Here is a 22,800-nt window from a genome sequence, read left to right as displayed (position 1 = left end):
TCTCCTCAGCCCGGGCCGGCGCGCAGGCCGGCCCGAGCCGGTTGTCAGCCGGCCTGCTCGGCCAGGTTCAGGAACTGCTTCTTCGAGGCGAGCGCCTGCTCGGCCTCCTTGATGCGGCGGCTGTCGCCGGCGGCCTGGGCGCGGGCGAGGCGCTGCTCGGCCTCCGCCACCTGCTCGCGCATCTGCTGCAGCAGCGGGTTGTCCTGCGGGCTGGTCTTGCGCCACGCGGAGTCCATCGCGACCCGGATGCGGTCCTCGGCGGCCCGCCAGCGGCGCTCCAGCGAGGCGGCCGACTCGCGGGGCACCCGGCCCGCGTCGTGCCAGGCCGCCTGCAGGTCGCGCAGCTTGTTCTGGGCGCCCCGGGGGTCGGCGTCGACGTCGACGGCCTCGAGCTCGGCCAGGACGGCCTGCTTCTTCTCGAGATTGCCCTTGTATTCGGCGTCGCGGGCGGAGAAGACCTCGCTGCGGCGGGTGAAGAAGGCGTCCTGGGCGGCCCGGAAGCGTTCCCAGAGCCGCTGCTCGGCCTCCTTGGCCGCGCGCGGCGCGGCCTTCCACTCGTTCATCAGCTCCTTGAGCCGGGCCGCGGTCGGTCCCCACTCGGAGGACGTGGAGAGCGTCTCCGCCTCCTTGACCAGCTCCTCCTTGGCGGACTGCGCCTGCTTGCGCTGACCGTCGAGGGTGGCGAAGTGGGCGCCGCGGCGGCGGGTGAAGCCGTCACGGGCGGCGGCGAAGCGCTTCCACAGCTCACCGTCGGTCTTCTTGTCGACGCCGCGGATCGTCTTCCACTCGTCGAGGATCTCCTTGAGCCGGTCGCCGGCGCTCTTCCAGCCGGTCGCCTCGGCGGCGATCTGCTCGGCCTCCTCGACCAGCGCGGTCTTGCGGGCGAGCGCCTCCGTACGGGCCGCCTCGCGGGCCACCTTGGCCTCGCCGGCCTTCTCGTCCGCGATCGTGGTGAGCCGCTCCAGGCGGGCGGCCAGCCCGTCGATGTCGCCGACCACATGGGCCTCGTCGAGCGTGGCGCGCAGCCGCTTGATGCTGCTCAGCGAGTGCGACGCGTCCGCCGCGCCGGACTTGAGCCGGGCCTCCACGAGGTCGACCTCCGTCACGAGGTCGGCGAAGCGCCGGGCGAAGTGGGCCAGGCCCTCCTCGGGAGTGCCCGCCTGCCATGAGCCGACCACCCGGTCGCCCTCGGCCGTCTTCACGTACACGGTGCCGTCGGCATCCACGCGCCCGAAGGTCGTCCAGTCGTTCATGAGCCCATCCTCGTTCTTCCCGGCGTCGCGGGCCTCACTGCCCTCGACGGCCGCCATGGCGCAGTCGAATGCCATCATTCCATCGGCATTGTTTCTCGCGCATTGTCACAGGTCCAACCCCGTTACGGGGAAGCGCCCGAGGATGACCGTGACCAGCCCGTTACGGTGACTGCGTGCTATTGCTCCCACGCTCACCAGTGGTCGCCGTCGTGGGACCCACCGCGGCGGGGAAGTCGGCGCTCAGCCTGGCCCTCGCGCACGCGCTCGGCGGCGAGGTGGTCAACGCCGACTCCATGCAGCTCTACCGCGGCATGGACATCGGTACGGCCAAACTGGCCCCCGACGAGCGCGAAGGCGTACCCCACCACGTCCTCGACCTCTGGGACGTCACGTTCCCCGCGAGCGTCGCCGAGTACCAGAAGGCAGCTCGGGCGGCCGTCGACGACATCGCCGCGCGGGGCCGCGTACCGCTCGTGGTGGGCGGCTCGGGGCTGTACGTGCGGGCCGTGCTGGAGGAGTTCGAATTCCCCGGCACGGATCCCGCCATCCGGGAACGGCTCGAGGCGGAGCTGGCCGCGGCCGGCCCCGCACCCCTGTACGCGCGGCTGTCCGAGGCCGATCCGGAGGCCGCCGCCAAGATCCTGCCGTCCAACGGCCGGCGCATCGTGCGGGCCCTGGAGGTCATCGAGATGACCGGCGCGCCGTTCACCGCGGCGCTGCCCGAGCCGAAGCCGTACTACGACGCGGTCCAGATCGGCGTGGACCGGGAGACCGCGGAGCTGGACCGGCGCATCGCGGACCGGGTCGACCTCATGTGGGACAGCGGCCTGATCGAGGAGGTACGCGCCCTCGACCGCCTCGGCCTGCGCGAGGGCCGTACGGCGAGCCGGGCGCTGGGCTATCAGCAGGCGCTCGCCCAGATCGACGGCGAGCTGACCGAGGAGGAAGCGCGGGCGGAGACCGTACGCGCGACCCGCCGTTTCGTCCGCCGGCAACGCTCGTGGTTCCGCCGCGACACCCGCGTGACCTGGCTCGACGCCGCCTCGCCCACCGTGGTGGAGGACGCGTTGGCGGCCTGCGCGGCGGCTGCGCGATGATGGAACGCGTGTTGTTCACCAAGGGCCACGGCACCGGCAACGACTTCGTCATCCTGCCCGACCCGGACGGGGCGCTCGACCTGACGCCGCAGGTCGTGGCGGCGTTGTGCGACCGCCACCGGGGCATCGGCGCGGACGGCGTCCTGCGGGTCGTGCGCGCCGCCAAGCACGCCGACGGCGCGGGCCACGCGGCCGACGCCGAGTGGTTCATGGACTACTGGAACTCCGACGGGTCGTTCGCCGAGATGTGCGGCAACGGGGTCCGGGTCTTCACCCGCTACCTGCTCAGCGAGGGTCTCGCGACGCCCGGCCCGCAGGGCCTGCCGGTCGCCACCCGCGCCGGCGTGGTGCGCGCGCTCGTCGACGGCCCGCTCATCTCCGTCCACATGACAACCCCTCAGGTGTACGCGGCCGGCACCGCGACCGTCGGCCCGCTGGCCATGCCGGGCATCGCCGTGAACTGCGGCAACCCGCACCTGGTCAGCGCGCTGCACGACGGGGTGGACCTGGCGTCGCTGGACCTGCACGTGGCGCCGGGCTACGACCCCGCCCTGTTCCCGGACGGCGTCAACATCGAGTTCACCGCCCCCGGGGACCCGGTCGACGGCGCCGACCTGCACGTGCACATGCGGGTGTACGAGCGCGGCTCGGCCGAGACGCTGTCCTGCGGCTCCGGCGCCCTCGCGGTCGGGGCGGTGGCCCTGCGCGACGCCGGCCTCGCCACCGGCGTGGTCGCGGTCGACCTGCCCGGCGGCCGCCTCACCGTCACCGCCGACGGCGCGGGCCGCTGGTGGCTGGCCGGGCCGGCGGTGCTGGTCGCCACCGGCGAGGTCGACGTGGCGGCGCTCGGCTGATGGGGACGCTGCACCGCGTCGCGCACCGCGGCTACTCCGCCGTCGCGCCCGAGAACACCCTGCCCGCCCTCGCCGCCGGGGTCCTCGCCGGCGCCACGTTCATCGAGTTCGACGTCCGGACGACCGCGGACGGCGTACCCGTGGTCATCCACGACCGCACGGTCGACCGGACGACGGACGGCTCGGGCAAGGTCTGGGAACTCACCCTCGACGAGATCGCGCGGCTCGACGCGGGCTCCTGGTTCTCCCCGGCGTACGCGGGAACCGGCGTCCCCCGGCTCAGCGACGTGCTGGAGCTGCTGCGCCCGCACGCGGTGCTGGCCGACGAGGCGGTCGAAGCCGGCGTGACACCGTCGGTCGCCCCGCGGGTCGAGTTGCTGCTGGAGATCAAGCCGCCGGCCACCCTCGAACAGGTGAAAGTCATCGTCGGCCAGGTCGCCGAGGCGGGCCTGCTGGACCGTACGGTCGTGCAGAGCTTCGACCCGGCCGTCGTCCGCCTCGCCGGTGAGGCCGCCCCCGACGTACGCCGCGGCCTGCTCCGCGACGGCTTCGACACGTCGCAGGTCGAGGTCGCCGGGGAACTCGGCGTCGCCTACTGCAACCCGTCGATGAACGCCGTGCTCGGCTCCCCGGAGACCGTCGCAGCGCTGGCGGACGCGGGGGTCGCGGTCATGCCGTGGACGGCCAACGACATCACCCTCTGGCCGGACCTGGTCGGCGCCGGCGTGGCCGGGCTGATCACCGACCACACCGGGGAGCTCACCGGTTGGGCAGCCGCACGTCAGAAGGTCTCCGCCGGGGCCTCGTCCAGCTCGGCCTGAGGCACCGCCGCCTGGTTCTGCGGGGGCGGGGTGCCCTTGACGGTCGCCCGGATCGCGGCGGCCACGGCCGGGGTGACGCGCGCGTCGAACACGCTCGGGATGATCACCGTCGGGTTGATCTTGTCTTCGCCCACCACGTTCGCGATGGCCATCGCCGCGGCGAGCGCCATCTCCTCGGTGAACTCCTCGGCGGCCACGTCGAGCATGCCGCGGAACACGCCCGGGAACGCCAGCACGTTGTTGATCTGGTTGGGCTGGTCGGAGCGGCCGGTGGCCACGACGGCGGCGTGTTTGCGCGCCTCCCGCGGGTCCACCTCCGGGTCGGGGTTGGCCAGCGCGAACACGATCGACTTGTCGGCCATCTTGGCGATGTCGTCGCCGGTGAGCAGGTTCGGGGCGCTGACCCCGATGAAGACGTCCGCGCCGACCAGCGCGCCCGGCAGGTCGCCCGAATAGTTGTCGCGGTTGGTGTTCTCCACCAGCCACTCCCATGTCGGGTTCAGGTCCGCCATGCCGCGGTGCAGCGCGCCCCTGCGGTCGTACGCGATGATGTCGCCCACGCCCTGACGCAGCAGCAGCTTCATGATCGCCGTACCCGCGGCGCCCGCGCCCGAGACGACCACCTTGACGTCGGCGAGGTTCTTGCCGACCACCCGCAGCGCGTTCGTCAGCGCGGCCAGCACGCAGATCGCGGTGCCGTGCTGGTCGTCGTGGAAGACCGGGATGTCGAGCAGCTCGCGCAGCCGCATCTCGATCTCGAAGCACCGCGGCGCCGCGATGTCCTCCAGGTTGATCCCCCCGTACGCCGGGGCGATCGCCTTCACGATCTGCACGATCTCGTCGGTGTCCTGGGTGTCGAGCACCACCGGCCACGCGTCCACCCCGCCGAACCGCTTGAACAGCGCGGCCTTGCCCTCCATCACCGGCATCGCCGCGGCGGGGCCGATGTTGCCCAGCCCGAGCACGGCGGAGCCGTCGCTGACCACCGCGACGGTGTTGCGCTTGATCGTCAGCCGGCGCGCGTCGGCCGGGTTCTCCGCGATGGCCATGCAGACCCGCGCGACACCCGGCGTGTACGCCCGCGACAGCTCGTCACGGTTGCGCAGCGCCACCTTCGACGCCACCTCGATCTTGCCGCCGAGGTGCAGCAGGAACGTACGGTCGGACACCTTCCGGACATCCACGCCGTCCTGTTCCTCCAGGTTCTTGACGACCTGGTCGGCGTGGGTCGAGTCGGCGGTGTCGCAGGTGAGGTCGACGAGGACCCGGCCGGGGTCGGAGTCCACCACGTCGAGGGCCGTCACGATCGCGCCCGCCTCACCCACACAGGTGGTGAGCCGGCCGATCGACGACGCGTCGGCGGTCACGGCGATCCGGATCGTGATCGAGAATCCTGCGCTGGGCAGGCGGGTGGTCACCACGGGAGTCCCTCCGTCGTTGGCGGGTGAGTATCCGCATTCTTGCGCTTCCGGAATATCGGGGGCCATCGCGGTGGTTACTGAAGAGTCAGACACTCTGCGACAACGCCCAGCCCCGTTATGTGGATGCGCAGCCCCCGGCGGCGTGCCACGATCGGGCTGAGGAGGTCACCTTTTGCGAACTGAGCTTTTCGAACCCGACGTCACCACCGGTGAGCTGGAACTGGAGGAGCGGCACTCGCTGCGGCGCGTCGCCGGCCTGTCCACCGAGCTCACGGACATCACCGAGGTCGAGTACAGGCAGCTGCGGCTCGAGCGAGTAGTCCTGGTCGGCGTCTGGACCGAGGGCAGCGTCTCCGACGCCGAGAACTCGCTGAGCGAGCTCGCCGCGCTGGCCGAGACGGCCGGCTCCCAGGTGCTCGAAGGCCTCATCCAGCGGCGTTCCCGCCCCGACTCGGCGACGTTCATCGGCCGCGGCAAGGTCGACGAGCTGCGCGACGTGGTCATCTCGACGGGCGCCGACACCGTCATCTGCGACGGCGAGCTGTCGCCGTCCCAGCTGCGCAACCTCGAGCAGCAGACCAAGGTCAAGGTCGTCGACCGGACCGCGCTGATCCTCGACATCTTCGCCCAGCACGCGAAGAGCAAGGAAGGTAAGGCGCAGGTCGAGCTCGCCCAGCTGCAGTACCTCCTCCCGCGACTGCGCGGCTGGGGTGAATCACTGTCCCGGCAGGGCGGTGGCGCCGGTGGCGGCTCCGGCGGCGGTGGTGTGGGCACCCGTGGTCCCGGTGAGACGAAGCTGGAGACCGACCGGCGCCGGATCAACCACCGCATCGCGAAGCTGCGGCGCGAGATCAAGGCCATGCGGACCGTACGCCAGACCAAGCGGTCCCGCCGCTCCACGAGCGGCGTACCGGCCGTGGCGATCGCCGGCTACACCAACGCGGGCAAGTCGAGCCTGCTCAACCGGCTGACGTCGGCGGGCGTGCTGGTGGAGGACGCGCTGTTCGCCACCCTCGACCCGACGACGCGGCGGACGGCGGCCGAGGACGGGCGCGTCTTCACGCTCTCGGACACCGTCGGTTTCGTCCGGCACCTGCCGCACCAGATCGTCGAGGCGTTCCGCTCGACGCTGGAGGAGGTGGCGTACGCGGACCTCGTCGTGCACGTCGTCGACGGCGCCCACCCGGACCCCGAGGGTCAGGTCACGGCCGTCCGCGAGGTGCTGAGCGAGGTGGGCGCCGACAAGATCCCCGAGCTCCTGGTGGTCAACAAGGTCGACGCCGCCGACGAGGAGACGATGCTGCGGCTCAAGCGGGCCTGGCCCGACGCCGTCTTCGTCTCGGCCCGCTCCGGGCAGGGCATCGCCGAGCTGCACGCGGCCATCGCGCAGCGGCTGCCGCGTCCGGCTGTCGACCTGCGGGTGCTGCTGCCGTACGACCGGGGTGATCTCGTGGCCCGCATCCACCGGCGCGGTCAGGTTCTGGATACCCGGCACACCGACGAGGGCTCCGAGCTTCGCGTACGGGTGGACGAGCAGCTGGCCGCCGAGCTGGCGCCTTTCCGGGCATAACGACACATCACGGCACGCCGCTCTCCCGTGTGGACGGGGAGCGGCGTGCCTGTTCCGTACCCCGGCACGGCCCGTCCGACCAGGGTTGATCCACGCGTAACACCGGTACGGGACACCGCATGCGACACTGATCGGATGCGGCGTCTCGTGTTCCCGGTCATCCTCGCCTCCGGGCTTGTGATGTTGGGGGCCGTGCCCGCCTCCGCCGAACCGGCCCCCGCGGCCACCCAGGCGAAGGCCGCGGCCGGCAAGAAGGTGTGCAAGGTCACCGATCCGCTCCTCAACGAGCTTTCCGGCATCGTGGCGACCGACGACGGCTACGTCGTCATCAACGACGGCACGGACAGCTCGGCCCGCGAGAAGGTGTTCTTCCTCGACGGTCAGTGCGACATCGCCAAGCGGGTCGGCTACAGCGGCCGGGGCCCGGCCGACACCGAGGACATGATCCTGTCGCCGGACGGCAAGACGCTGTGGATCGCGGACACCGGCGACAACGGCGTACGCGCGAAGCCGCCCACCCACCGCGACACGATCAGCGTCTGGACCATGCCGGTGGACGGATCCAAGGAACCCAAGATCCACCGGCTGGCGTACCCCGACGGCGACTACCACGACGCCGAGGCCCTGCTCCTCGACGGCAAGGGCCAGCCCCTCATCGTCACCAAGGAGCTCATCGGCCCGGCCCAGATCTACGCCCCGGCGGCAGCCCTCAAGTCGAACAACACCGAGGGCGTCCCGCTGAAGAAGGTCGGCCAGGTCGAGCTCCCGCGGACGTCCACCCCCGGAACCGCGTTCGCCCGCCTCGCGCAGGGCGTCGTCACGGGCGGCGCGATGTCGCCGGACGGCAAGAAGGTCGTGCTGCGGACGTACCTCGACGCCTTCGAATGGGATGTCACCAACGGTGACGTCATCGCGGCGCTGAAGAACAAGCCGCGCGTGACGGGTCTGCCCAATGAGCCGTTCGGCGAGGCCATCACCTACAGCGCGGACGGCAAGACCTTCGCCACGGTGTCCGACTTCGGCGACATCGAGGAGGAGGGCGCGACCAACTACATCCTCCGCTACACCCCGGCCACGCAGGTCCTGACGGCCGACGCGGGCGCCGCCGGGGACGCCGCGAAGGACAAGGGCCCCAGCTGGTTCTCGCAGCTCAGCCTCTCCGACATCACCTACCTCGTGGGCGCGGTCGGCGTCCTCGGCGCCCTGCTCGTCGGCGCGGGCATCTTCGGCATCGTCCGCTCCCGCAAGAAGCCCCTCCCGGAACCGGCGGATCCCGACGACGAACCGACCGGTCCCAAGCCGAGCGACGCCGAAACCGAACTCCTCGCCGTCGGCGGCCCTCCACGCACATCCGGCCCCGTGTACGGAGCAAAAGCGCAGCAGGGCGGCGTGTATGGAGCCGGCGGAGGCCGCCCGCCGCAGTCCGGCCAGCCGGGCCGCCCGGGCGCGACGCCGCCGGGTCGTCCGGGCGCCACGCCGCCGGGTCGTCCGGGCGCCACGCCGCCGGGTCGTCCGGGCGCGACGCCGCCGGGTCGTCCTGGAGCCACGCCGCCCGGTCGTCCGGGCGCGGCTCCGGCAGGGCGTCCGGCGGGTGCTCAGCCCGGGCGTCCGGGTGCCGCCCAGCCGGGCCGTCCCGGCGGGGGCCAGCCCGCTCGTCCCGCCGGTGGCCAGCCCGGCCGCCCGGGTGCCGCTCCGCCTGCCCGGCCCGCGGGTGGACAGCCTGGTCGTCCCGCTGGTGGTCAGCCGGCTCGCCCGGCTGGTGGTCAGCCTGGTCGTCCCGCTGGTGGTCAGCCTGCTCGCCCGGCTGGTGGTCAGCCTGCTCGTCCCGCTGGTGGTCAGCCGGCCCGTCCCGCCGGCGGCGCGCCGGTGCGGCCGGCCCAGGGCGGTCAGCCCCGCCCCGGCGGCGGCGCGCAGAACCCCCGTCCAGCGGGCGGCGGCGGTTCCGGCCGCGGAGGCGTCTACGGCGCCCCGCCCCCGCCCCCACCGGGCGGCGGCCGGCAGCAGAGCACGGCTTCGCCCCGCCCGGCGGGCTTCTTCGGCACCCAGAACTACGCCCCGTCCCGCCAGAACGGGGCGACGAACACGGGCACCCCGCACGGCCGCGACGGCCGATTCCCGCAGGGCCGCTGACAGCGGCGGGGACCTCGGTCAACCCGGCCCTGCCGGGAGTCATGGACGAGCCCCGGCCTGCCGGGTGTCATGGACGACGCGACGGCCGACCCGCCTCCCGGTGGGTCGGCCGTCGTCGTTACACGGGCCTGCGCGCCGTCTGGCACCGCGACCGTGTCGCTGCGGGCTTCGTCAGACGCGGCGCAGGACTGCCACGACGCGGCCCATGATGGTGGCGTCGTCGCCGGGGATCGGGTCGAAGGCCGGGTTGGCGGGCATCAGCCACACGTGCCCGTCCCGCTGCCGGTAGCTCTTCACCGTGGCCTCGCCGTCGATCATCGCGGCCACGATGTCGCCGACGTTGGCCGTGGGCTGCTGGCGGACCACCACCCAGTCGCCGTTGCAGATGGCCGCGTCGATCATCGAGTCGCCCTTGACCTCGAGCATGAAGACCTCGCCCTCGCCGACGAGCTCGCGCGGCAGCGGGAAGAACTCCTCCACGGCCTGCTCGGCCAGGATCGGCCCACCGGCGGCGATGCGGCCCACCAGCGGAACGTACGCCGGGGTGGGGCGCGCCGACCGCAGCGTCTCGTCGTCGACCATGTCGCTGGGCGAGCGCACGTCCACCGCGCGCGGCCGGTTGGGGTCGCGCCGCAGGAAGCCCTTCTTCTCGAGCTCCTTCAGCTGGTACGCGACGCTCGACGGGGAGACCAGGCCGACCGCCTCGCCGATCTCGCGGACGCTCGGGGGGTAGCCGTACCGCTCCACCCAGTCCTTGATGAACTCGAGGATCCGGCGCTGCCGGGCCGTCAGATCGGCGGTGACCAGGTCCGGGAACTGGCTGACCACCGGGGTGACCGACCGCAGCTGCGGCGCGTCCGCGGCCCGGGAGCGGGCCGGGGAACGACGGCGCAGGCCCGCCCTGGTGTTCGCGGCCTCAAGCTTGGAGTCCTTCTGGTCCTGCCGGATCTGGTCTTGCCGGATCGTCCGGTCGTCGCTCGACACGTCCGCCCTCCTTGTCGGCCACGGCCTTCGACGGCGCGTGGTCTGCTCGCGGAGCCGGACGGAAGTCGTGGGGATGGACTCGCGCCCGGCTGACCCCTCTTGATGCAAGACCGTATCGGCGCGGTACGACATATTCAAACATCTGTACGACTTTCTCTCGGCGTGTCGCCCGGAAGTGCTCGACTTCCGTACGCCTGTTCTGATACACCGTCGTACGGGCGTTCGATCGAACGCTTGTCCGAGCGACGCATGCGAGGAAAGGAATACGCCGTGGTAGCCACTGGTGTCCGCCCGGGGCGTCCGGCCCCGCTCCGGTTGACGCGGCGAGGCCGGATCGTGGTCCTCACCTTCTTCGTACTGCTGGCGTCGCTTGCCAGCGCAGTGTTGTGGACCACTGCCTCGCGCGCCGACGAACCGGTGGGTCCGCCACCCACGGTCGTCGTGCAGCCGAACGACTCGCTCTGGTCGATCGCCGAACGCGTCGCGCCGGACCGGGCGCCGCTCGGTGTGATCGACGACATCCGTCAGCTCAACGACATCGACGACTGGTACGTGTACGCGGGCGAGACCCTCGTCGTCCCGCGTGGCCGCTGAGGGCGGGTCTGCTTCGCGCCGCTGGCCCGTGCCTCTCGTCGCGTCGCCCCGCTGGGTGCGCCGCTCGCCGCGCGTCGCCTGCCCCGCGTCTCCGCGTCGTTCGTCTGGTGCCGGGCCGGCGCCTCGCGTCGCATCGCCCGCGGCGCTCTATCCCGGCGAGTTCCGGCCGTTCGCGGCGCGCCGCGCCCGTGCAGGCGGCTCTATGGGGGGTCTCGTGGCCGCTGTCAGTGGTCTTGTGCCGACCCGGCGGCGAGCCGGGCGGTGCTCGTCCGGAGTCTTCCGTGGCCCTCGTTGGCCAAGATCACAGTCCTTCCCGGCGGGGCGGCTCCGGGGCCGGCGGATCTGTTGATCAAGGTTTCCGGTGCTGGCCGTGACCGCCGCGGCACCGGTCGTGTTGAGGTAGAAAATACGGCGCGCCGACCCGCCGGTGAACTTGCGTCGGTGTCCGCAGGGGCTTAACGTCGACCCCAACATCTAGTAGTTACAAGGGTGTAAGTCGTCCACAGGTTGGGGTCTGGTCCCCTCATCGTCCACAGGTTCGTCCACAGCTCCGAGGCGGAAAATGATCACCGCGGGGCTGCGTTCGGCGTGCCCGGATGTGGGAATGCCGCCGTCGACTCCCTGGGATGACAGCCCGGCGACAGGAGGACTGCGGTGCGGTGCCCGTACTGCCGGCACGCGGATTCTCGCGTGGTCGACTCGCGTGAGGCCGACGACGGTCAGCTGATCCGTCGCCGTCGCTCGTGCCCCGAGTGCGGCAAGCGGTTCACCACCGTCGAGGAAGCGGTGCTCGCCGTCGTCAAGCGCAGCGGTGTCACCGAGCCCTTCAGCCGGACGAAGATCATGAGCGGGGTCCGCAAGGCGTGCCAGGGCCGGCCCGTCGACGAGGACTCGATCGCCCTGCTCGCCCAGCGGGTGGAGGAGACGGTCCGCGCCAAGGGGGCGGCCGAGGTGCCCAGCCATGATGTCGGGCTGGCGATCCTCACCCCGCTGCGGGAGCTGGACCAGGTCGCCTACCTCAGGTTCGCGAGCGTCTACAAGTCGTTCGACTCGCTGGACGAGTTCGAGCGCGAGATCTCCGAACTGCGGGAGGCGGCGAACGCCCGGGAGGCGACGGCCGCGCGGCACGTCGTCCCCACGAGATCGAGCGGACGGCGCCCGGGAAACCCGGACACGTCTGACGGGCGGCGCCCGGGAAACCCGGACACGTCTGACGGGCGGCGTCTGGGAGGCCCGGACACGTCCGAGGGGCGGCGCCCGGGAAACCCGGACACGTCTGACGGGCGGCGCCCGGCAAGCCCGGACACGTCTGACGGGCGGCGCCCAGGAGGCCCGGACACGTCCGAGGGGCGGCGTCTGGGAGGCCCGGACACGCCGGACGGGCGGCGCGCTGCAAGCCCGGACACGTCCGACGGGCGGCGGCCGGGAAGCACGGACACGCCGGACGTCCGGGTGCCGAAGATCGGCGACCGGTCGCCCTAGGAGAGGACGGGCACGCGGGCCGGCGAGGGCGGCGCGACGCGCGTGGAGGCGGGCGCCCTGCGCCACACGTTGAGGCAGTCGCCTCGCGGCACCCGTACCTGAAACACGCGTAGCAGGAGCCGCACGAAGGCTGCGCGTACCGGAAGAGGCTTGGAAGAAGGCGCGGTCCTGCGGACCGCGACCGATGTCGGAAAACGGATCGCGGTGGGGAAGCCGCGATCGTTCGAGGGGGAGCATTAATGGCCGGTGACGGCATGACAGCAGGTAGGCAGCGCAGTCGCGCTGGCAACGGGGGCGCCGCGGTCGGGGGGCTGCGCGTCGAGCGGGTCTGGACGACCGAGGGTGTTCACCCTTATGACGAGGTCGAGTGGGAGCGCCGCGACGTCGTCATGACGAACTGGCGGGACGGGTCCGTCAACTTCGAGCAGCGGGGCGTCGAGTACCCGACGTTCTGGAGCGTCAACGCCGCGAACATCGTCACGACCAAGTACTTCCGGGGTGCGGTCGGCACGCCGGAGCGGGAGTGGTCGCTCAAGCAGCTCATCGACCGCGTGGTGAAGACCTACCGCAAGGCCGGCGAGGACCACCGCTACTTCGCGACCCCGGACGACGCCGAGCTGTTCGAGCACGAGCTGACGTGGATGCTGCTGCACCAGGTGTTCAGCTTCAACTCGCCGGTCTGGTTCAACGTCGGCACCAAGTCGCCGCAGCAGGTCAGCGCCTGCTTCATCCTGTCCGTGGACGACTCGATGGACTCCATCCTGGACTGGTACAAGGAGGAGGGGCTGATCTTCAAGGGCGGCTCCGGCTCCGGCGTGAACCTGTCCCGGATCCGGTCGTCCAAGGAGCTGCTGTCCTCCGGCGGCACCGCCAGCGGCCCGGTCAGCTTCATGCGCGGCGCGGACGCCAGCGCGGGCACCATCAAGTCCGGCGGCGCCACCCGGCGCGCGGCCAAGATGGTCATCCTCGACGTCGACCACCCCGACATCGAGGAGTTCGTCACCACCAAGGCGCGCGAGGAAGACAAGATCCGCGCGCTGCGGGACGCCGGTTTCGACATGGACCTCGGCGGCTCCGACATCGTCAGCGTGCAGTACCAGAACGCCAACAACTCGGTGCGCGTCAGCGACGAGTTCATGCGCGCGGTCGAGGAGGGCACCACGTTCGACCTGCGCGGCCGGCTGCATGGCGAGGTCATCGAGACCATCGACGCCAAGAAGCTGTTCCGCGACATCGCCCAGGCCGCGTGGGAGTGCGCCGACCCGGGCATGCAGTACGACGACACCATCAACGACTGGCACACCAACCCCGAGACCGGCCGCATCACCGCGTCGAACCCGTGCTCGGAGTACATGTCGCTGGACGACTCGTCCTGCAACCTCGCCTCGCTGAACCTGATGAAGTTCCTCAACGCCGACGGCGGCTTCGAGGTTCAGAAGTTCGTCAAGAGCGTCGAGTTCGTCATCACCGCGATGGAGATCTCCATCGCGTTCGCGGACTTCCCCACGCCGAAGATCGGCGAGACCACGCGGGCCTACCGCCAGCTCGGCATCGGGTACGCGAACCTCGGCGCGCTGCTGATGGCGTCCGGCCTGCCGTACGACTCGGAGGGTGGTCGCAGCGTCGCCGCCGGCATCACCTCGCTCATGACGGGAACGGCGTACCGCCGCTCCGCGGAGATCGCCGGGGTCGTCGGCCCGTACGACGGCTACGCCCGCAACGCCGAAGCGCACAAGCGCGTCATGCGCAAGCACGCCGCCGCGAACGACGAGATCCGCCCCACCAGCCCGGTCGCGGCCGCGCTGGTCAAGGAAGCCACCAAGCAGTGGCAGGACGGCATCAAGATCGGCGAGAAGAACGGCTGGCGCAACGCCCAGGCCTCCGTGCTCGCGCCGACCGGCACCATCGGCCTGATGATGGACTGCGACACCACCGGCATCGAGCCCGACCTGGCCCTCGTCAAGTTCAAGAAGCTCGTCGGCGGCGGCTCGATGCAGATCGTCAACCAGACCGTGCCGCGCGCGCTGCGCAGCCTCGGCTACCCCGAGGAGCAGGTCGAGGCGATCGTCGAGCACATCTCCGACCACGGCAACGTCATCGACGCCCCCGGCCTCAAGCCGGAGCACTACCCGGTCTTCGACTGCGCCATGGGTGAGCGCACCATCGCCCCGATGGGCCACGTCCGGATGATGGCCGCGGTGCAGCCGTTCATCTCCGGCGCGATCTCCAAGACGGTCAACATGCCGGAGTCGGCGACCGTCGAGGACATCGAGCACATCCACTTCCAGGGCTGGAAGCTCGGCCTCAAGGCGCTCGCGATCTACCGCGACAACTGCAAGGTCGGCCAGCCGCTGTCCGTGGCGAAGCCGAACAAGGCGGCGGCGGAGACCGAGACCCCGGCCGAGGCCCAGGTCGAGAAGGTCGTGGAGAAGGTCGTCGAGTACCGCCCGGTCCGCAAGCGGCTGCCGAAGAAGCGCCCGTCGGAGACGGTGTCGTTCTCGGTCGGCGGCGCCGAGGGCTACCTGACGGCGTCGTCCTACCCGGACGACGGCCTCGGCGAGGTCTTCCTGAAGATGTCGAAGCAGGGCTCCACCCTGGCCGGCGTCATGGACGCCTTCTCGGTGGCGATCTCGATAGGACTGCAGTACGGCGTCCCGCTCGAGACGTACGTCAGCAAGTTCACGAACATGCGCTTCGAGCCGGCCGGCATGACCGACGACCCGGACGTGCGCATGGCCGCGTCGGTGATGGACTACATCTTCCGCCGCCTCGCGCTGGACTTCCTGCCGTACGACACCCGCGCCGAGCTGGGCATCTTCACCGCCAAGGAGCGCGCGGCCCAGGTCGCGGCCGAGGCGGCGGAGGCGGCCGGCGTCGACCTGGCGGGCATGGCGGCCTCGGCCCCCGTCTCCGCCCCGGTCGGCGCGGCCACGACCCCGGCGGCCCCGGCCCCGGTGTCGGCCGCGGTGGAGGGCACCGCAGCGGAGCCCGAGAAGTCCCCGCACTCCTCGACGGAGCTGCTGGAGAAGGTCCTCGGCACGTCGGCGGACGCGCCGCTCTGCTTCACCTGCGGCACGAAGATGCGGCCCGCGGGCAGCTGCTACGTCTGCGAGGGCTGCGGCTCGACGTCCGGCTGCAGCTGACACGCTGAATGCCTCCCACCCCGGTCCCGGGGTGGGAGGCATTGTCGTTCTCAGGCCGCGGGTGTCCAGTTCGGATCGCGGCCCGACAATCCCAGTGCCCGGTCCAGCGCCGGCGCCGTCTCCGGCACCGGGAATTCCGGACCGTACGCCTTGACCTGCCGTCCCAGCTCGGCAGTCCGCTCCACCTCGCGGTGCAGGAACGCCACCACCTCGGCGTCCCACACGGGGGAGCGGCCGGTGGCCCGGGCGAGGTCCCAGCCGTGCAGCACGATCTCGCCCAGCGCCATCCCGCCGACCATCGCCGCGGGCAGCGGGTCGCCACCGCCCATCGTCGTCGTGCCCGCCCAGGCGGACGGCTGCGACCAGGCGTCCGCAAGCCGGGTCAGGGCCTCCGCGAGCTCGGTCGGCTCGTCCCGGAGGCGGAGTGATGCGGCCGGGGCGGCCGGGGATCCGGCTGCCGCTGCGAGGATCGGCGCCCATTCGGCCAGGTGATCGAGGAGTCCCCGTACCGTGAGATCCGTGCACGGGGTGGGCAGATCGAGCTGGTCCGGGCCGATGGCCCGCAGCACCGCCAGCGTCGGCCCGAGGGCCGGCTTGAGAAGGTCGTGTTCCCGCATGGCCGTCGACGATACGGTGAGCGGGCGGCCGCGGTCTTGAACAAACGCGACGCCGGGGGGTGGCTGTGCCGAGGGACGCCCGGGAGCTGCGCGGTGCCTGGGCTTCGTTCCAGAGCATCCGGTACGCCGACCCGCCGCCCGATCTGGCGCCGTTCGTGGACCACTACTGGGGCGTGGAGTGGGATCTTCGCGGGCAGCCCCCGTACCTTCAGAAGGTCGTGCCCTATCCCTGCGTGCACCTGACCTTCCGGGACGGCGAGGCGCTGGTCACCGGCCCGGCGCGGCGGCATGTCGTGCGGGTGCTGGAGGGGCGGGGGCGGGTGTTCGGCGTGGCGTTCCGGCCCGGGTGCTTCCGGCCGTTCGCGGGCGCTGCCGCCGCGACGCTCGTGGGTCGCTCGGTGCCCGCGGCGGAGATCTTCGGGGCGGTGCCGCGGGAGGACGAGGCCGAGGATTTCCTGTGTGAACGGCTCCGGCCGGACCCGCTCGCCGGTACGGTGGCCGCCGTCGTCGAGCACGTACGGCGCGAGCCGCGGATCACCCGAGCGGACCAGCTCGCCCGCGCGCACGGCATGGGCCTGCGCCGGCTGCAGCGCCTCTTCCACGAGTACGTGGGCCTCGGCCCGAAATGGGTCATCCGCCGTTACCGCCTGCACGAGGTGAGCGAACGTCTCGCCGCCGGCGGCGTCGACTGGGCCGGGGTGGCGGCGGAGCTCGGGTACGCCGACCAGCCGCACCTGATCCGCGACTTCACCGCGATGGTGGGCGAGTCCCCCACCGCGTACGCCCAGCGCTATCCCATGCCCGGACAGCGGGCTCAGCGGCCGTGACTGACGTCGTTCGGGGGGTACTTGGTCACGTAGCGGTCCAGCCGGTCGGCGCGCAGCGCTGCGAACAGTTCCCCGCAGCGCTCGGCGTCGGGGACCATCACCGCACCGACCCCGGGTACGTCCCGGTTCTCGGCGATGGGCAGCGTCATGAAGGTCAAGTCCTTCGGGCGCAGGCTTCGGAGCGTGTACGCCAGGCGTTGCACGGGCATGCTGCGGTCCACGGTGAGCATGCCGGCTGCGGCCCCTACCAGTCGGTCCAAGGCACGCGGATCGGTGAGCACGTTCCGGTCGGCGACTTTCCCGGCGAGCGCCCGCAGATACTGCTGATGCCGCTTGGCCCGGTCGAAGTCGTCGTTGGGGAGGCCCCTGCGCTGGCGAACGTAGTACTCCGCGAGCTTGCCGTCGAGATGCACCTTGCCCGCGGTGAAGAGCACACAGCGGCGGGACCGCCCCTGCGGGTCGGTGCACGGCGCTGACGGGTACGGGCTGTCCTCCGGCAGGAAGCGGTACCTGTCGACGGCCGTCTTGTCGACGACGACGTCGACGCCGCCGACCAGATCGGTGAGCTTCCGGACTCCGGCGAAGTCCACGATGACCGGCCAGTCGACCGTGCTGCCGGTGAAGTGGTCGAGCGTCTGCACGAGCCGGGGTGCACCGCCCCGGGCGAATGCCGCATTCACCTTGTCCCGTCTTCCCGGCTCGCCGTCGGCCGTCGCGATCGGGAGGTAGGTGTCACGGGGAATGGAGATCACATATGCGTGGCGGGTCCCCGCGGGGATGTGAACGAGAATGACGACATCGCTGCGACCGTCCCCAGGTTCGCCCTTCGTGCGACTGTCTGATCCGATGAGCAGCAGATTCAACGGACCGCGTACCTTCGGCGGTTCCGTCCTGCCGCCGGACCGGGTCGGTGCCGGAAGCAGATCGGCCCGGTTGACCCGGTTTTCGTAACGGCCCGAGAGGGCGTTGAGGCCGGCCACGGCCGCCACCGATCCGGTGGCGACAACGGCGACGACGACGGCGAGCACCAGGCGCCAGCGGCGCCTCGGACGAGGGCGTACCGCCATGCCGTCACACTCCCACGAACGTGTAGCCGGAGTCGAGGAGCACGGGGATGAAGTGCCGCAGTCCCCGTACCGTCTGGGACCGGTCGCCGCCCCCGTCGTGGGTGAGCACGATCGACCGGTTCCCCACCTGGTCCAGCACCGTCGAGCTGATGTGTGCGCTGCCCGGGTTGTCCCAGTCCCGCGGGTCGACATCCCACGCTATGGAGGTCTGGCCCATCGCCGCGCATTCGGTGAACACGGTGCGGGACCAGTTGCCGTAGGGGGCGCGGAACAGGGTCGGCGTCCGGCCGGTCGTGGCGGTGACGGTCTCGACGGCACGTCCTATCTCCGTCTTCACCTTCCCGGCGGGGAGTTTTCTCAGGTTCGCGTGCGACCAGGTGTGGGTGCCGACGGCGTGCCCGGCGTCCGCGACGGACCGGATGAGGTCGGGATGAGCCGCCGCGCTCTGGCCGATGACGAAGAACGTCGCGGTGATGTGGTGTTTCCGCAGGATCGCCAGAACCTCGGGGGTGTACCTCGGGTCCGGACCGTCGTCGAGGGTCAGGGCCACCACCTTCGACCCCTTCCGGGCGGACGAGGCGGGCACGACGTATCGCGGCTCGCGCTGTACCGGAATGCCGGACGGTGTGGGAGGCGGCGATGGCGGCGATGGTGGCGGAGACGACTGGAGCAGCGCCTGCGCACTGGGACCGGGCGCGGGCGGCTGTTCCTTCGCGCAGGCGCTGAGCAGTGTGAGACCGCCGAGGGCGAGGAATACCCGCCGGCTGCCGCCTTGTCGTTGCATCATCCTCGTCACCACCCCGGCTTCGTGCGTCGCTGTCGTGGGAGCGGCGTCGGGTCACGAAGTGGTGGAAAGTCTGGCGGCGGCATATCAGGAACTGATGAGGACCTTCCCTTCGGACGCTTTTTCCGGCCATGTCGAGGTCAGAGGGGCAGATTCCCGGCGCGTTCGCGCGTCCGTGTCCCTGTTCACAGACTGCTCCTCGGCGGGCATCGCGCCGCTTTAACGGTTAAGTTCGGATGGTGAGCGCTGACCTTCTCGACCCTCCCCGCCTCGAGCGCGCCAAGGTCGCCGTCGGCGTCACCTTCGCCACGAACGGGCTGGCCTTCGGTGGCTGGCTCGCGCGGGCCCCCGCCGTACGCGATGATCTCGGTCTTTCCCCGGCCGGCTTCGGCCTTCTGCTGCTGTGCCTGTCCGGCGCGGCCGTGGCCGCGATCCCGCTCGCCGGGCCGCTCGTGCAGCGCCTCGGCCCGGCCCGCGCGGTGTTGTTCGGCAGCATGTCCGTGGTCGTGGGGCTGGTCGGTCTCGGCGTAGGCGCGGCCGCCGGCTCGGTGCCGCTCGCGGGCTTCGGGCTGGTGCTGATCGGCATGGGCAACAGCACCTGGGACGTCGCGATGAACGTCGAGGGCGCGGACGTGGAGCGGCGGCTCGGCCGCACCCTGATGCCGCGCTTTCATGCCGGGTTCAGCCTGGGCACGGTCGGGGGAGCGGGGGTGAGCGCGGCCGCGGCGGCCTCGGGGGTCAGCGTGACCGTGCAGGTCCTGCTCACGGCTGCGGTGGCGGCGGCGGTCATGCTGGCCACGGTCCGCCGGTTCCTCCCGGTGCCGCAGGAGCACGGCGAGCCGGCGCCGCGCGGCCGCGTCCGCGACGCCTGGCGCGAGCCTCGCACCCTGCTCATCGGCGTCATCATGCTCGGCTTCGGCTTCACCGAGGGCGCCGCGAACGACTGGCTGGCGATCGGCCTCGTCGACGGCTACGGCGCCTCGGAGGCGGTCGGCGCGGTCGGCTTCGGCTTCTTCGTGACGGCGATGACGCTGGGCCGGCTCTTCGGCGGCTCCGCGATCGAACGCTGGGGCCGGGTGACGACGCTGCGCCTGACGGCCGTGTCGGCGCTGGCGGGCCTGCTGATCGTGGTCTCCGGCATCGGCGTCCCGGCCGTCCTGGCCGGCGCGCTGCTGTGGGGCGCGGGCGCGTCGCTCGGCTTCCCGATCGGCATGAGCGCGGCGGCCGACGACCCGCTGCGCGCCGCGATCCGCGTATCGGTCGCGGGCTCCATCGGGTACGGCGCTTTCCTCGCCGGCCCGCCGCTGATCGGATTGCTGGCCGAACACGTCGGCGTGCTGAGCGCGCTTCTGGTCGTCGTCGTGGCGATCGGGCTGGGCCTCATCGGATCCGCCGCGTCCCGCCCATTGCCGCGATCCTGAGCATCACCCGCGCTGCAGGAAATCGCCGATCAGCGAGGCTAGCAATTCCGGCTGCTCGATGACCATCGCGTGCGACGCGTCCTCCAATTGCAGATACCGCATGCGCGGGTTCGCCTTCGCCCCCGCGGCGGCCTGCTCCACCAGATAACGCCGGTGCGCGGCATAAAGGTCGGCGAGCGGCTCCTGCTCCGGCAGATCCCGGGTGGCGAGAACGGCGAGCGTCGGCGCGGGAGTCGAGGCGTACACCGGGCCGAGATCGAGCTCGCTCATCAGCGTACGCAAAGAAGCGGACGTCTCGGCGGAAGGCCGCAGCGACGTCTCCCCGTCGCGATGCGCGAGATTGCGCCGGAAGCCCTCGATCCACACCTTCTCGTTGGCTCCCATGTCCCGGGCCGCCATCCGTTGCCGTTCCACCAGATCGGGCAGATCCGTAGCCGGAATGGTCTGCCCCATCCGCGCCTGCATCCCGTCGAAAATCGACCGCAACCGCGCCAATTCCGCGGCGGCCCGCTCCGGATCCAATCCCGGCAACTGCTCCACACGCGACGGTGGCGGATTCCCGTCGAGACTCACCACACCCGGCGACTCCGGATGCCGTTGCCCCCACAAGACCGCGAGCATTCCGCCGAGCGAATGCCCGACAACCGCAGGACGATCCAATTCCATGTGTACGGCCACAGCGGCGATGTCTCCGAGAGCGTCATCCCAGGTCCACGGCCCGTCCCCGGAGCGCCCGTGCCCGCGCAGGTCCATGGTGATCACGCGGAACCGGGGCCGGAGCGAGCGCGCCAGCGTCGTCATCATGGCCAGATTCCCGCCGGCGCCGTGCAGGAGAAGCAGGGGAGGCTGGTCCCCGCCGAAGTCCCGGACGGCCACGGGTAGCGTCCCGGCGTCGACCAGACGGTCATTGATCACGGTCATCCCTCTTTCGCTGGTCGGTCGCTCGCGGACCTCGTGCCGGCGCCGGCGTGGTGAGCCGGCCGCCGTCCCCCTGTTTCGTCATGCGCTCGCCGCCCGTAGCCGGTCACGGATCGCGGCCGACGGCACGCCCCCGTCCGGATGCCGGGGCAGCTTCCCGCGGCGTACCAGGTCGTGCACCCCCTGCCGGGTGATCCCCAGCATCGCGCCCGCGGTGGCCAGCGACACGGACGCCGCCGCCGGATGCCCGACCCGCACCGCCACGACCTGCCCCAGCGGCGTGCGCCACCACTCCAGCGGCGGGTCGAACGCCCGATCACCCGGATACAGCGTGGCGACGAGGCGGACCACCGTACGGGTGGCGGCCTGATCGTCACCGTTGCGCATGACGTCGGCCCACCGGCGCGCCCGGGCGCGTACGACCTCCCGCATGGCGGCCACCGAGTCGTCCCCGTCCAGCAGGATCTCCAGCGGATCGAGCAGCCGTACGTCGAGCAGCCGCACGATCTGCTCGACGAGCTCGCGTTCGGTGGGCACCCGGCCATCCTCAGCTACTTGACATCGGCTGTCAAGCGGCGCGGCCGTAGCCTCGTACCCGTGACGCGGCGCTCTTCTCCCTCCGGGACCGGCCCTCTGGCGCCACGCCCGCTCACGGAACCGCATCCGTCCCGGCTGGCCCCCGATCACCCACAGCGTGCGGAGATCCTGACCGCCCACGCCGCGGCGCTCGAGGCGGGTGAGGCCGGCTATCTCGATCCTGGAACCGGCCTGTTCGTGCTCACCGCCGGGTTCCTCGCCGACCGCGGCACCTGCTGCGGGCGCGGGTGCCGGCACTGCCCGTACGTCGACGGGCCCTGACCCGCCCGGATCCGAAACGGCAGAGGGCCCGGCCGCGTCGGCCGGGCCCCGCATGTCCCTCAGGTCAGTGGGCGTCGACGAAGACCCGCGACGCCACCTCGCGGGGCAGCCGGATCTTGTCGCCCGACCGGTCGATCGTGACGCCGTCCCGCTCCTGCGCGACCGTCACCGTCGCGCCCGGGTCGATGCCGGCCGCGTGCAACTGGCGGAGCACGCCGGCGTTCGTCTGGACGCTCTCGCAGATGCGCCGCACCACGACGCTGCCGCTCAGCCCCGGGAACGCCAGGTTGCGCTCACCCGCGTTGACCACGGTGGCGCTGCTGTCCAGCGGCTCCTCCGGCGGGACGCCGAGCACCTCGAGGCCCGGGATCGGGTTGCCGTACGGCGAGCGGGTCGGCCGGTTGAGCAGCTCGTACACCTTGCGCTCGACCGAGTCGCTCATCACGTGCTCCCAGCGGCACGCCTCTTCGTGCGCCTCCTCGTACGGCATGCCGATGACATTGACCAGCAGCAGCTCGGCGAGGCGGTGCTTACGCATGACGGCGACCGCGGCGACCCGGCCCTTGTCGGTGAGCAGCAGGTGCCGGTCGTTCTCGACGGTCAGCAGGCCGTCGCGTTCCATCCGTGCGACCGTCTGGCTGACCGTCGGACCGCTCTGGTGCAGGCGCTCGGCGATGCGTGCCCGCAGCGGCGGGACGCCCTCTTCCTCGAGCTCGAGGATCGTGCGCAGGTACATCTCGGTGGTGTCGACGAGATCATTCACAGTGCGGCCCTCCCAGCAGCGATGTTACCTCGCAGCCGGGGGTTGACTTCGTGCCGACGAGGTGGTGGGGGAGACCTTACCGAACCGCCCCGGCCGCTGTCCGTACGGGACAAATCCCCCGCACCGAGCCGCCGGGCCGCGCACGATCGCCACCCTGCCACACTTCGTCCGCACGGCGCGGCCGGCTGACCCCGCA

At 71.6% G+C, this 22,800-nt stretch carries 19 protein-coding genes and 1 pseudogene; 11 read left to right on the top strand and 9 right to left on the bottom strand.

Features of this window, described 5'->3' with window-relative positions; genetic code table 11:
• Positions 1-44: 44 nt before the first annotated feature.
• Positions 45-1,253, bottom strand: a complete 1,209-nt coding sequence (locus AB0K03_RS05000) for a DUF349 domain-containing protein (protein ID WP_364680748.1) — start codon at positions 1,251-1,253, stop codon at positions 45-47.
• 173 nt (positions 1,254-1,426) lie between these two features.
• On the opposite strand from AB0K03_RS05000, the gene miaA reads away from it, so the two are divergent.
• Genes miaA through AB0K03_RS04985 form a run of 3 tightly spaced genes read left to right on the top strand, consistent with a single transcriptional unit; the run spans position 1,427 to position 4,025 of the window.
• Positions 1,427-2,350 carry a tRNA (adenosine(37)-N6)-dimethylallyltransferase MiaA gene (miaA, locus tag AB0K03_RS04995; protein WP_364680573.1) on the top strand — a complete coding sequence of 308 codons (924 nt, stop codon included), beginning with the start codon at positions 1,427-1,429 and terminating at the stop codon, positions 2,348-2,350.
• An 8-nt stretch (positions 2,351-2,358) separates the two neighbouring features.
• Positions 2,359-3,204 carry a diaminopimelate epimerase gene (dapF, locus tag AB0K03_RS04990; protein WP_364680570.1) on the top strand — a complete coding sequence of 282 codons (846 nt, stop codon included), beginning with the start codon at positions 2,359-2,361 and terminating at the stop codon, positions 3,202-3,204.
• The gene (locus AB0K03_RS04985) at positions 3,204-4,025 is read left to right on the top strand and encodes a glycerophosphodiester phosphodiesterase family protein (RefSeq protein WP_364680568.1); all 822 of its coding nucleotides are present in this window, start codon (positions 3,204-3,206) and stop codon (positions 4,023-4,025) included. Before dapF ends, AB0K03_RS04985 begins: the two co-directional genes overlap by 1 nt.
• On the opposite strand, the gene AB0K03_RS04980 is transcribed toward AB0K03_RS04985, so the two are convergent.
• Positions 3,986-5,446: an NAD-dependent malic enzyme gene (locus tag AB0K03_RS04980; RefSeq protein WP_364680566.1), complete on the bottom strand. Its 1,461-nt coding sequence runs from the start codon at positions 5,444-5,446 to the stop codon at positions 3,986-3,988. The genes AB0K03_RS04985 and AB0K03_RS04980 overlap by 40 nt on opposite strands.
• 172 nt (positions 5,447-5,618) lie before the next feature.
• Between AB0K03_RS04980 and hflX the strand changes: the two genes are divergently transcribed.
• Both hflX and AB0K03_RS04970 read left to right on the top strand, forming a co-directional pair.
• Positions 5,619-7,016, top strand: coding sequence for a GTPase HflX (hflX, locus tag AB0K03_RS04975; RefSeq protein WP_364680563.1), 1,398 nt, complete (start codon positions 5,619-5,621; stop codon positions 7,014-7,016).
• A 135-nt stretch (positions 7,017-7,151) separates the two neighbouring features.
• The gene (locus AB0K03_RS04970) at positions 7,152-9,146 is read left to right on the top strand and encodes a hypothetical protein (protein WP_364680560.1); all 1,995 of its coding nucleotides are present in this window, start codon (positions 7,152-7,154) and stop codon (positions 9,144-9,146) included.
• 171 nt (positions 9,147-9,317) lie between these two features.
• Here AB0K03_RS04970 and lexA read toward each other — a convergent pair whose 3' ends face one another.
• Positions 9,318-10,040 carry a transcriptional repressor LexA gene (lexA, locus tag AB0K03_RS04965; protein ID WP_249613636.1) on the bottom strand — a complete coding sequence of 241 codons (723 nt, stop codon included), beginning with the start codon at positions 10,038-10,040 and terminating at the stop codon, positions 9,318-9,320.
• Between the two features lie 426 nt (positions 10,041-10,466).
• On the opposite strand from lexA, the gene AB0K03_RS04960 reads away from it, so the two are divergent.
• The 3 genes and pseudogenes from AB0K03_RS04960 (at position 10,467) to AB0K03_RS04950 (ending at position 15,349) form a co-directional block, all read left to right on the top strand.
• Entirely contained in the window at positions 10,467-10,724 is a 258-nt protein-coding gene (locus AB0K03_RS04960) for a LysM peptidoglycan-binding domain-containing protein (RefSeq protein WP_364680558.1), read from the top strand.
• Positions 10,725-11,378: 654 nt separating this feature from the next.
• Positions 11,379-11,819, top strand: a pseudogene (gene nrdR / locus AB0K03_RS04955) (transcriptional regulator NrdR); the annotation flags it as partial.
• Positions 11,820-12,445: 626 nt separating this feature from the next.
• Positions 12,446-15,349, top strand: a complete 2,904-nt coding sequence (locus AB0K03_RS04950; RefSeq protein WP_364680556.1) for a vitamin B12-dependent ribonucleotide reductase — start codon at positions 12,446-12,448, stop codon at positions 15,347-15,349.
• A gap of 50 nt (positions 15,350-15,399) precedes the next feature.
• Here the strand turns inward: AB0K03_RS04950 and AB0K03_RS04945 are convergent, their stop codons facing one another.
• Positions 15,400-15,966 carry a TIGR03086 family metal-binding protein gene (locus AB0K03_RS04945; protein ID WP_364680553.1) on the bottom strand — a complete coding sequence of 189 codons (567 nt, stop codon included), beginning with the start codon at positions 15,964-15,966 and terminating at the stop codon, positions 15,400-15,402.
• 65 nt (positions 15,967-16,031) lie between these two features.
• Here AB0K03_RS04945 and AB0K03_RS04940 point away from each other — a divergent pair, with 65 nt between their 5' ends.
• Entirely contained in the window at positions 16,032-16,793 is a 762-nt protein-coding gene (locus AB0K03_RS04940; protein ID WP_364680550.1) for a helix-turn-helix domain-containing protein, read from the top strand.
• Here AB0K03_RS04940 and AB0K03_RS04935 read toward each other — a convergent pair.
• Positions 16,781-17,860 carry an LCP family protein gene (locus AB0K03_RS04935; RefSeq protein WP_364680548.1) on the bottom strand — a complete coding sequence of 360 codons (1,080 nt, stop codon included), beginning with the start codon at positions 17,858-17,860 and terminating at the stop codon, positions 16,781-16,783. The two genes, AB0K03_RS04940 and AB0K03_RS04935, sit on opposite strands and share 13 nt — an antisense overlap.
• A 4-nt stretch (positions 17,861-17,864) precedes the next feature.
• Complete coding sequence (locus tag AB0K03_RS04930) at positions 17,865-18,413, bottom strand: polysaccharide deacetylase family protein (protein WP_364680545.1); 549 nt, start codon at positions 18,411-18,413, stop codon at positions 17,865-17,867.
• Between the two features lie 467 nt (positions 18,414-18,880).
• Between AB0K03_RS04930 and AB0K03_RS04925 the strand changes: the two genes are divergently transcribed.
• Complete coding sequence (locus AB0K03_RS04925) at positions 18,881-20,065, top strand: MFS transporter (RefSeq protein ID WP_364680542.1); 1,185 nt, start codon at positions 18,881-18,883, stop codon at positions 20,063-20,065.
• 3 nt (positions 20,066-20,068) lie between these two features.
• Here AB0K03_RS04925 and AB0K03_RS04920 read toward each other — a convergent pair whose 3' ends face one another.
• A complete protein-coding gene (locus tag AB0K03_RS04920; protein WP_364680539.1) occupies positions 20,069-20,986 on the bottom strand; it encodes an alpha/beta hydrolase in 918 nt (305 codons plus the stop codon).
• Positions 20,987-21,064: 78 nt separating this feature from the next.
• Positions 21,065-21,520, bottom strand: coding sequence for a hypothetical protein (locus tag AB0K03_RS04915; protein WP_364680536.1), 456 nt, complete (start codon positions 21,518-21,520; stop codon positions 21,065-21,067).
• A 60-nt stretch (positions 21,521-21,580) separates the two neighbouring features.
• Between AB0K03_RS04915 and AB0K03_RS04910 the strand changes: the two genes are divergently transcribed.
• Positions 21,581-21,841, top strand: coding sequence for a DUF5522 domain-containing protein (locus AB0K03_RS04910; RefSeq protein WP_364680533.1), 261 nt, complete (start codon positions 21,581-21,583; stop codon positions 21,839-21,841).
• A 64-nt stretch (positions 21,842-21,905) separates the two neighbouring features.
• Here AB0K03_RS04910 and AB0K03_RS04905 read toward each other — a convergent pair whose 3' ends face one another.
• The gene (locus tag AB0K03_RS04905) at positions 21,906-22,604 is read right to left on the bottom strand and encodes a metal-dependent transcriptional regulator (RefSeq protein ID WP_364680530.1); all 699 of its coding nucleotides are present in this window, start codon (positions 22,602-22,604) and stop codon (positions 21,906-21,908) included.
• Positions 22,605-22,800: the final 196 nt, after the last annotated feature.

Origin of the sequence: Actinoplanes sp. NPDC049316, assembly GCF_040677315.1 — a bacterium.
GTDB lineage: Bacteria > Actinomycetota > Actinomycetes > Mycobacteriales > Micromonosporaceae > Actinoplanes.
This window is presented reverse-complemented; position numbering and strand designations above follow the sequence as displayed.

Bases quoted from the DNA above. Each gene is read 5' to 3' on its own strand.
- AB0K03_RS04985 (WP_364680568.1), top strand. From the start codon at position 3,204: ATGGGGACGCTGCACCGCGTCGCGCACCGCGGCTACTCCGCCGTCGCG.
- AB0K03_RS04935 (WP_364680548.1), bottom strand. From the start codon at position 17,860: ATGGCGGTACGCCCTCGTCCGAGGCGCCGCTGGCGCCTGGTGCTCGCC.
- AB0K03_RS04970 (WP_364680560.1), top strand. From the start codon at position 7,152: ATGCGGCGTCTCGTGTTCCCGGTCATCCTCGCCTCCGGGCTTGTGATG.
- AB0K03_RS04925 (WP_364680542.1), top strand. From the start codon at position 18,881: ATGGTGAGCGCTGACCTTCTCGACCCTCCCCGCCTCGAGCGCGCCAAG.
- AB0K03_RS04950 (WP_364680556.1), top strand. From the start codon at position 12,446: ATGGCCGGTGACGGCATGACAGCAGGTAGGCAGCGCAGTCGCGCTGGC.
- AB0K03_RS04945 (WP_364680553.1), bottom strand. From the start codon at position 15,966: ATGCGGGAACACGACCTTCTCAAGCCGGCCCTCGGGCCGACGCTGGCG.
- AB0K03_RS05000 (WP_364680748.1), bottom strand. From the start codon at position 1,253: ATGAACGACTGGACGACCTTCGGGCGCGTGGATGCCGACGGCACCGTG.
- AB0K03_RS04920 (WP_364680539.1), bottom strand. From the start codon at position 20,986: ATGACCGTGATCAATGACCGTCTGGTCGACGCCGGGACGCTACCCGTG.